This is a genomic window from Rhodopseudomonas infernalis, from assembly GCF_022271405.1.
Lineage (GTDB): Bacteria > Pseudomonadota > Alphaproteobacteria > Rhizobiales > Xanthobacteraceae > Rhodopseudomonas > Rhodopseudomonas infernalis.
Genome location: NZ_JAJNAL010000078.1, coordinates 1 through 9191, shown reverse-complemented (window position 1 = coordinate 9191; position 9191 = coordinate 1). Strand labels below are relative to the sequence as shown.

The 9191-nt window shown below is 66.1% G+C and carries 7 protein-coding genes; 4 read left to right on the top strand and 3 right to left on the bottom strand.

The features are described 5' to 3' along the window. The coding region (locus LPW26_RS25225; RefSeq protein ID WP_238738514.1) for a hypothetical protein at nt 1–210 on the top strand (210 nt) is incomplete at its 5' end. Nucleotides 211–759: 549 nt separating this feature from the next. On the opposite strand, the gene LPW26_RS25220 is transcribed toward LPW26_RS25225, so the two are convergent. After that, the gene (locus LPW26_RS25220) at nt 760–3045 is read right to left on the bottom strand and encodes a spermidine synthase (protein WP_238738513.1); all 2286 of its coding nucleotides are present in this window, start codon (nt 3043–3045) and stop codon (nt 760–762) included. A gap of 290 nt (nt 3046–3335) precedes the next feature. Between LPW26_RS25220 and LPW26_RS25215 the strand changes: the two genes are divergently transcribed. After that, nucleotides 3336–4946, top strand: a complete 1611-nt coding sequence (locus tag LPW26_RS25215; protein WP_238738512.1) for a phytoene desaturase family protein — start codon at nt 3336–3338, stop codon at nt 4944–4946. A gap of 169 nt (nt 4947–5115) precedes the next feature. Here the strand turns inward: LPW26_RS25215 and LPW26_RS25210 are convergent, their stop codons facing one another. Beyond that, the gene (locus tag LPW26_RS25210; RefSeq protein WP_238738511.1) at nt 5116–5418 is read right to left on the bottom strand and encodes a hypothetical protein; all 303 of its coding nucleotides are present in this window, start codon (nt 5416–5418) and stop codon (nt 5116–5118) included. A 361-nt stretch (nt 5419–5779) separates the two neighbouring features. Here LPW26_RS25210 and LPW26_RS25205 point away from each other — a divergent pair, with 361 nt between their 5' ends. Then, nucleotides 5780–6670: a 50S ribosomal protein L11 methyltransferase gene (locus LPW26_RS25205; RefSeq protein WP_238738510.1), complete on the top strand. Its 891-nt coding sequence runs from the start codon at nt 5780–5782 to the stop codon at nt 6668–6670. 18 nt (nt 6671–6688) lie between these two features. Here LPW26_RS25205 and LPW26_RS25425 read toward each other — a convergent pair whose 3' ends face one another. Next, the gene (locus LPW26_RS25425) at nt 6689–6985 is read right to left on the bottom strand and encodes a hypothetical protein (protein WP_406678277.1); all 297 of its coding nucleotides are present in this window, start codon (nt 6983–6985) and stop codon (nt 6689–6691) included. A gap of 70 nt (nt 6986–7055) precedes the next feature. Here LPW26_RS25425 and LPW26_RS25195 point away from each other — a divergent pair, with 70 nt between their 5' ends. Continuing rightward, the gene (locus LPW26_RS25195) at nt 7056–8885 is read left to right on the top strand and encodes an aminopeptidase P family protein (RefSeq protein WP_238738509.1); all 1830 of its coding nucleotides are present in this window, start codon (nt 7056–7058) and stop codon (nt 8883–8885) included. Nucleotides 8886–9191 lie beyond the last annotated feature (306 nt).

Genomic DNA, 9191 nt, shown 5'->3' with positions numbered 1-9191 from the left:
AGCAGCGATTCACATCGCCACCGACACAGCCTTCGAAAAGGCCATGGTGTTACCTTGAAACGTGTATCCGCCGAAGTCTTTCGTCCGGCCCCAATATTCAAAGCCGAAGCTCCGAACACCGAGACCCGCAAGGACTCCGCCGTCCACGTTTCTCTTTCTTCTTCTTCACTTGTCAAACAGCCCGAGGTCAAAAGACCTCTACACCCTTAGGGAGGGTGCCTACCCTTCAGCGACAATGATTGACACCAACCGAGTCTTATCGGTTGTTGCGTCACTCATCGAAGTGAGGAGCATCAAAGGCGCCAATTTCTCCCTCGGCCAGAGAGCCAAGAGAGGAAGCCCGACCCGCGGGCAGCGCGTGGGTGTTTCTATAGCCCCCCACCTTCGGGACCGCAAGCACAAAAATGAAGGTTTCAAGAATTCTGCGGAAGTTCCGCTGGGGATAAGAATTAAAACGATATAATTTTCAATATCTTACAGCGCATCCGCAGGGCCGCGGCGCCGTCCGCGCCCCGCCCCGCGGGGCTTGGAAGCGTAGGCGGCAGAGCCCCGACGACGCGCGAAGGCGGATCAATATTCACCCTCAGGGTCGTGCCCCCCCAATTTCCGGCACTTAATCAGCTGTGCGCCAGCCGATCGGCCCACATTCAGAGCGCCACACCCCGACCTTCCGGCCTCCAGCCAGCGCTCAGGCCCCGCCTCCTCCGGCACCGCCGGGATTCAGCGGCCTCTCACCTGCCGGAGAACAGCTTCCGCCGCCTAGTCCTCGCCATCGCGCAACCGTCGCCAAACGGCGCCGAGGACGTTGGAATAGTCGTCGGTCCAAACCCGTTGGTGAGGGCGAGGTCCGGTGAGGGTCCAGTCCTGCGACGTGGCGATGCGGCCGACATCCTCCGGCTCGCGGGCCGAGATCACCACGGAGGTCGAGAAGATGTATTCGGCGTCGCGATCGGAATCCTCCGAAAAGCTCCAGCTCTTCAGCCCGTTGGCGGCGGCGATGCCGACCACCACGCTGGTCAGTTCGAGATGCCGGTTGGAGACGTGCATCAGCACGGCGCCGCGCGGCGTCAGCTTGGATTTGTAGATCGCCATCGCCTCGCGGGTGGCGAGATGGATCGGGATCGCATCCGACGAATAGGCGTCGACGATGATCAGATCGTAGGTGCCGTTCGGCTCGTTCGCGAAGGTCAGCCGCGCGTCGCCCATCACCGGCTGCAGGTCGGGCGCGCATTTACTCACATAGGTGAAGTATTTCGGGTCGCGCGCGGTATCCACCATCGACTGGTCGATCTCGAAGAACTTCCAGGTTTCGCCGGGCTGTGATGCGCAGGCCAGCGAGCCCGAGCCGAGCCCGATCACCGCCACCCGCAAAGGCTCGCTGCCTTCGCGCGCCCGGATCGTCGCAATCCCCTGCCCGATGCCGCCGTCCTTGTAGTAATAGGTGATCGGCTCGGGCTGACCCGTCACCTGCGTGCCGTCGTCGTTCAGCATCTTCTCGGCGCCATGAATTGTCGTGCCGTGCAGCAACACGTGATACTGGCCGTTCGACGTCACCTGGATCTTATGGACACCGAAGAAGCTGCGCACCGTCTCGACCCGGCCATCGTCGGACGGGTAGAGCCGGATCAGCGCCAGCGCCAGCACCACCGTCGCAAACACCTTCCAGCGGTTGGCACGTAGCACCAGCGCGGCGAATGCAGCCACCGCCGCGACGTCGCCGACGATCAGCATGCGATTGATGCTGATCCACTCGTAAATCTGCCCCGACGCAAATGCCGGCGCAATCAGCGCCACAGCAAGCGCCACCAGGAATGCCCAGTACCAGCGTGTCCGCTGCGGCACACGCTCGACCACCAGCGGCCGGCACAACACGGCAAGCGCCAGCAGGATGGGGTATTCGGCGATCCACGAGAAACTGTACGGCGCGACCAGGCCGGCAAACAGGCCGCCGACCATGCCGCCGAACGACAACGCCACATAGAAGCCGGTGAGATGCCGTGCATCCGGCCGGGTCCGCGCCAGCTCGCCGTGGCATGCCATCGCGATGATGAAGAACGAGATCAGATGGCCCGCCAGCATCACCAGCAGATTGGCGGTGCCCGTATAGGCGAGCAACACGGCGATCACTGCGATCGCCAGCGGCTGCAGCCCCAGCATCCATTTGTGCGGCAGCAGCGGCCGCGACTGGAACACCAGCACCCAGGTCAAAAGATACAGCGACAGCGGCAGCACCCAGAGCAGCGGCGCCGCCGCGACGTCGGTCGAGATATGCGCCGTGACCGCGATCAGCAGGCCCGACGGCACCGCGGCGAGAAACACCCAGCGCGCCCGCAACGTCCATGACGGTGCGACCGCGGCCGCGCTGTCGTCGACGGCGCTGGCCGCAATGTCCATCTTCGGCGAACGCAGCAGCAGATAGCCGCAGCCGGCGATCAGCAGGATCAGCAGGCCATAGCCGGCGGTCCATACCAGGTTCTGCGAGCGCAGCGTCAGCGTCGGCTCGAGCAGCACCGGATAGGACAGCAGCGCCAGAAAACTGCCGATGTTCGACGACGCGTAGAGGAAATACGGGTCCGGCCCGTTGGGATGGCCGGTACGGACGAACCAGGCCTGCAGCAGTGGATTGTTGGCGGCCAGCGCAAAGAACGGCAGGCCGATCGACACCGTGAACAGCCCGAGCAGCCAGAACGCGTAGCCGCTGGCCGGCGGCGTACCCCAGCCGGTGGCGATCGACAGCGGCAGCGTCAGCATCGCCACCGCCAGGAGCGCCAGATGAATTGCGACCGGAATCGCACGGTTGCGGAACTGGCTGATATAATGCGCATAGGCGTAGCCGCCGAGCAGCAGCGACTGGAAGAATACCATCGCCACAGACCACACCGCCGGCGAGCCGCCGAGCCGCGGTAGCACCATTTTGGTGAACAGCGGCTGCACCGAGAACAGCAGTAGTGCACTGGTGAAGATCGCGGCGGTGTAGGCGATCAGGATCACCCGGTCGCGCGCCTCCGAATTGTGACGGGCGGCGGGCAGCATCGGCTCGGTCATACGGTCTCCAGGGTGAACGATCCGGCGGGGCCGGTGCAGATCGACTTCAAACGCGGGAAACCGCGGACACAACTTTCCGTTCGGCGACGTTTGCCCGCGCCGCCTGCCTGACCATCGCAGAACCGGGAGCCGCCATCCACTCGGATCGCATCACCGCGACGTTCTGCCGTGCCGCCGGTTGCCGACGTGCGCGGCCGACGCGTCTCTGATAAACAGGCCTGCTCTTTGATACCGGAGCGAGCATCACCAACTCACTCCGGCCGGAAGCCGCCCACCGCCCTGGAAAGCCCATGTCCGATTTCGACGCGCTGATCATCGGCGCCGGCCATAACGGTCTCACCTGCGCCGCCTATCTGGCGCAGGCCGGACTGAGGGTGAAGGTGGTCGAGCGCCGCGGCGTGGTCGGCGGCGCTGCGGTGACGCAGGAGTTTCATCCCGGGTTCCGGAACTCAGTCGCGGCCTACACCGTCAGCCTGCTCAACCCCAAGGTGATCGCCGACCTCAAGCTGGCCGAGCACGGCCTGCGCATCGTCGAGCGCCGGGCGCAGAACTTCCTGCCCGCGCCGAGCGGCCGATATCTGCTGACCGGAGCGAAATACACCGCCAGATCGGTGGCGCATCTCAGCAAGCGCGACGCCAGCCGGTTCGATGGCTTTGCCGCCGAGCTGGAGAGCATCGCCGACGTGCTGCGCCACTTCGTGCTGCGCGCCCCGCCCAACCTGGTCGAGCGCTTCGGCGCCGGCGCGATCCGCGAAGGCTTCGCCGCGCTCGGCACCGCCAACCGGCTGCGCGCGCTGTCGCTGGAGCAGCAGCGGCTGCTGCTCGACCTGTTCACCTGCTCGGCCGGTGAGATGCTCGACGCGCGGTTCGAGAACGACCTGGTCAAGGCGCTGTTCGGCTTCGACGCCATCGTCGGCAATTACGCAAGCCCCTACGCCGCCGGCTCCGCCTATGTGATGCTGTATCACGCATTCGGCGAGGTGAACGGCAAGAAGGGCGTTTGGGGGCACGCGATCGGCGGCATGGGCGCCATCACCCAGGCGATGGCAGCCGCCGCCCGCGCGGCCGGCGCCGAGATCGAGACCGCGGCCGGCGTTCGCGAAGTGCTGGTCGAAAAGGATCGCGTGGTCGGCGTCACCCTCGACGACGGCCGCAGCCTGCGCGCCAAATATGTCGCCGCCAACGTCAATCCGAAGCTGCTCTATACCCGGCTGCTGCCGAAGGATGCGCTGCCGGTGGATTTCCGCCGCCGCATGCAGGCATGGAAGAACGGCTCCGGCACCTTCCGGATGAATGTCGCCCTCTCCGGCCTGCCCTCATTCAAGGCATTGCCCGGCTCCGGCGACCACCTCACCGCAGGCATCATCATCGCCCCCAGCCTCGACTATATGGACCGCGCCTATAGCGACGCCCGGCAGCACGGCTGGAGCCGCGAGCCGGTGGTCGAGATGCTGATCCCGTCGACGCTGGACGACTCGCTCGCCCCTGAAGGACGGCATGTCGCCAGCCTGTTCTGCCAGCACGTCGCGCCGCAACTGCCTGGCGGCGTGTCGTGGGACGACCGCCGCGACGAGGTCGCCGATCTGATGATTGCCACCGTCGACCGCTACGTCCCCGGCTTCGCCGCCAGCGTGCTCGGCCGCCAGATCCTGTCGCCGCTCGATCTCGAGCGCGAGTTCGGTCTGCTTGGTGGCGACATCTTCCACGGCGCGCTCAGCCTGAACCAGTTGTTCTCCGCCCGCCCGATGCTCGGCCATGCCGACTATCGCGGCCCTCTGAAGGGTCTGTACCACTGCGGCAGCGGCGCCCATCCCGGCGGCGGAGTCACCGGCGCTCCGGGCCATAATGCCGCGGCCGCCATCCTCGGCGATCACCGCAGCCTGTTCACAAGCCGTGGATAAAGCTGTGTACAAGCCTGTGCAAAGGCTGTGGAAAAGTGACACCTAAAGCTGTGCGCAAAGCTGTTGAAGCGCGGTGTAAATCGCGGGTACAGCGCGGGTATAGGTTGTTGACAAGGTTGCCAGGAATGGGAGCCGTAGCCGGCGCATCGGGCCGTGCTAGCTCGAGCGCTCAGCCCTTCAGGCAGCGCCGTGCTTCGTTGATCTGGGCCCAGGAGTAGCCGTTCTTGACGGCCCAAGCGATCGACTTGGCCTTGCCGTGTTCAGCCACATGGTAGCGAATGGTGGCGCAATCGACGGGCATCGCGGGCGGCGCGAAGGAGTGCTGCTGGCCGGATTGGCTCTGGAAGGAGGTTTGCTGCTGCTGTGCAACCGCTTCGCCGGTGCCGACGCAAGCGCCCGCCACGCACAACGCAACCGCGGACAGAATGCCGCCGCGGCGCGACAGTGAAGAGAATTCGCCAGTCTTGAACATTCGCCCTCATCGTTGATCTGCGCTCGTGTCGAGCGCGGAGGGGGCGCCGTTGCTCAATCAAGCAATCGTGGACAGCAGACCTTCGTTGGCCCAGTCCGCACCTCTCCTCAGGTTAGCGCGGGAACCGTCTCGTTGACCCCCGATCTGTGTCCCTTAGGACACAAATATGGCTTTTTGGCAACCAGCGCTCTTCCCGACTGCGCCGGGACGTCCACGAAAACACCCTCGAATACCGTAAGCGGCTTCTCGAAGGCTGTGTGTAAGTCGTGGACAAAGCCTGCCTTTCCGGCGCAGAAGCTGTGGACATTCGGTTGACCTCGCACAGCAGCCGACCGTCAGACCGCCAACCATCGGACCTGCCATGCCTGATCCCGCCCCCACCGTCCGCGCCAGCTTCGTGCTCGGCGACGAGGCCACCGCCCGCCGGGTCACCGACCTGCTCGGCGAGTGCTTCGACGAGGCCGAGATGGCGATCGCGGCGTTCGAGCGTCCGGACCGAAGCTGGGAGATCGGGCTGCACTTCGGCGAGATGCCGAACCTCGATAGTATCCGCGACCTGGTCGCGCAGGCGGCCGGCGACGACGCTGCCAAGGCGATGAGCGTCGAGACCATTGCGGCGAAGGATTGGGTGGCGGCGAGTCTGGAAGGGCTGGTGCCTGTGCCGGCCGGCCGCTTCATCGTCCATGGCAGCCATGATCGCGATCGCGTTCCGCCGAACAAGCTCGGCATCGAGATCGAGGCCGCACTGGCCTTCGGCACCGGTCATCACGGCACCACGCGCGGCTGCCTGACGCTGCTCGATATGGTGCTACGCGCCGGACCGCCGCGCAGCGTGCTCGATCTCGGCACCGGCACCGGCGTGCTGGCGATCGCGGCTGCCAAGGCGCTGCGACAGCCAGTACTTGCCACGGACATCGACAAACAGTCGGTCGCGGTCGCCAAGGAGAATGCGCGGCTCAACGGCGTCGGCAATCTGGTTCATGCCGAATGGGCGACCGGCTTCGCGTCGCCGGCGTTTGCGGCGCATGCGCCGTTCGATCTGGTGCTGGCGAACATCCTCGCCAACCCACTGCGCGCGCTCGCGCAGCCGATGTCCGAGCATCTGGCGCCGTCGGCGCTGGTGATCCTGTCCGGCCTGCTGCAGCCGCAGGCGCAGAGCGTGATCGCGGCCTATCGGGCGCGCGGCTGTGTGCTGCTGCGGCAGATCGTGATCGAGGGCTGGAGCAGCCTGCTGTTGGCGAAAACCTTCTGAGGCAAACTTGCGGCAGGTTTATTCGGCCGGCTTGGTGGGGAAGTGCACCTGAACGCCTTCATGTGGCGGAGCCCGCTTCACGCGCGCGTCGGACAGGCGGTCCAACATCTGGGTGATCACGCCGCGGGGCTTTTGGTGGGCCGTCTCGGTTTTGGCGACGGTGCCCGGGCGAACAGGCGGAGCAATCTTCTCGAATGAAAAAGCAGGCATGTGTATCCCCTCATCGTTGAGTTGAGACACTCCCGGGTTGATCCCGGACGCGTTATCAGGGTGCTGGCGCACCCGCGCCTGTTGCTTGCAGGCCCGATAAATCAAGCATAACTCGTGCCATAAGCAAGGCTTTTCGCAGTCACCGCGCGCCACGTTGAGATGAGGGACGACGCCGATGTTCGAAGCGCATTTCCAAACCTTCGAGGATGCCGAAAGCGGCGTCGCGCTCGGCGCGCGGCTCTCCGCATTTCGCGAGGAGCTGGCCCGCCGCAAGCTCACCGGCTTCGTCATCCCGCGCGCAGATCAGCAACAGAATGAGTATGTTGCACCGTCCGAAGAGCGGCTCGCCTGGCTCACCGGCTTCACCGGTTCGGCGGGTCTGGCGATCGTGCTGGTTCACGACGCCGCTGTCTTCGTCGACGGCCGCTACACGCTGCAGGCCGCAAAGCAGGTCGACACCACGGCGTGGGCGATCGAGTCGCTGGTCGAGCCGCCGCCGGAACGCTGGCTGGAAGCGCATCTCCAGGCCGGCGACCGCCTCGGATTTGATCCGTGGCTGCACACTTCTTCGGCAGTCGAGCGGCTGCAGGCAGCCTGCGCCAAGGCCGGCGCCGAACTAATTCCGGTCGATGGCAATCCGGTCGACGCGGTGTGGAGCGAGCGCCCGGCCCCGCCGCTCGGCGCCGTCAGCATTCACGGCGCGGAATTCTCCGGCGAGAGCGAGGACGCCAAGCTCGGCCGCATTCGCGACGAGCTCGGCCGGCTCAAAGCCGACGCGCTGGTGCTGTCCGATTCGCACGCGGTGGCGTGGACGTTCAACATCCGCGGCGCCGACGTCTCGCACACGCCGCTGCCGCTGTCCTACGCGCTGGTGCCGAAGGACGGCAGGCCGACGATCTTCATCGACGCCCGCAAGCTGTCGAATTCGGCGCGCGATCATCTCGAACGGACCGCCGAGGTCGCCGAGCCGTCGGCGCTCGCGCCGATGCTGGAAGCGCTGGCGCAGACCTGCGCCACGATCGCACTCGACAGCGCCACCGCCGCCGACGCGTTGACGCGGCTGATCAAGGACGCCGGCGGCAAGCCTTTGCGCGGCGCCGACCCGGTCGCGCTGTTGAAGGCGGTGAAGAACGAGGTCGAGATCGCCGGCACCCGCACCGCGCATCAGCGCGACGCCGTGGCGCTGGTGCGCTTCCTGGCTTTCATCGATGCCGAAGCGCCGAAGGGCGCGCTGACCGAGATCGACGCCGTCGAGGCGCTGGAGAGTTTCCGCCGCGACACCGGCGCGCTCAAGGACGTCTCGTTCCCGACCATCTCCGGCACCGGGCCGAACGGCGCGATCGTGCATTATCGCGTCACCCGCATGAGCAACCGCCGGATCCAGCCGGGCGATCTGTTGCTGATCGATTCCGGCGCGCAGTATCAGGACGGCACCACCGACGTCACGAGGACGATCGCGATCGGCGAGCCGACCGCCGAGATGCGCGACCGCTTCACCCGCGTGCTGCGCGGCCACATCGCGATCGCCCGCGCCGTCTTCCCCGACGGCACCACCGGCGCGCAGCTCGACACGCTGGCGCGGCAGTTCCTGTGGCAGGCCGGGATCGACTTCGAGCACGGCACCGGCCACGGCGTCGGCAGCTATCTGTCGGTGCACGAAGGCCCGGCGCGGATCTCCAAGCTCGGCACCACGCCGCTGACGCGCGGCATGATCCTGTCTAACGAGCCCGGCTACTACAAGACCGACGCCTTCGGCATCCGCATCGAGAACCTCGAGCTGGTCGTTGAGAAGCAGGTCGAAGGCGCCGAGAAGCCGATGAACGCGTTCGAGACCCTGACGCTGGCGCCGATCGACCGCCGGCTGATAGACCTCGACATGCTCAGCCGGAAAGAACTCGCCTGGCTCAACGCCTACCACGCCCGCGTCCGCACCGAAGTCCGCCCCCATCTCGACGGCCCGACGCAACTCTGGCTCGACCACGCGACGGCGCCGCTCGGACACTGAGCTTCAGAGCCGCGTCCCCCCTCCCCGGGGTCGTTCCGGGCGTGGTGAAGCACGGTGCTCAACAATCCGAGATTCCGCGTTCGCGCAGCTGCGCTACGCGCACCGGTATGACTCAGAGAGGACGGTGGTTCACCGCGACGCTCTGCGATACTGGGTCGCCCGCTTGCGCGGGCGATAATGGGAGAGGATGGGGCACCCGCGCTGGCCCCACAACAAACCGTCATCCTCCGCGAATGCGGAGGACCCAGTATCCCAGAGCCTCGCTGCTTGGCACCCCCCCCCCCCGGGGGGGGGGGGGGGGGGGGG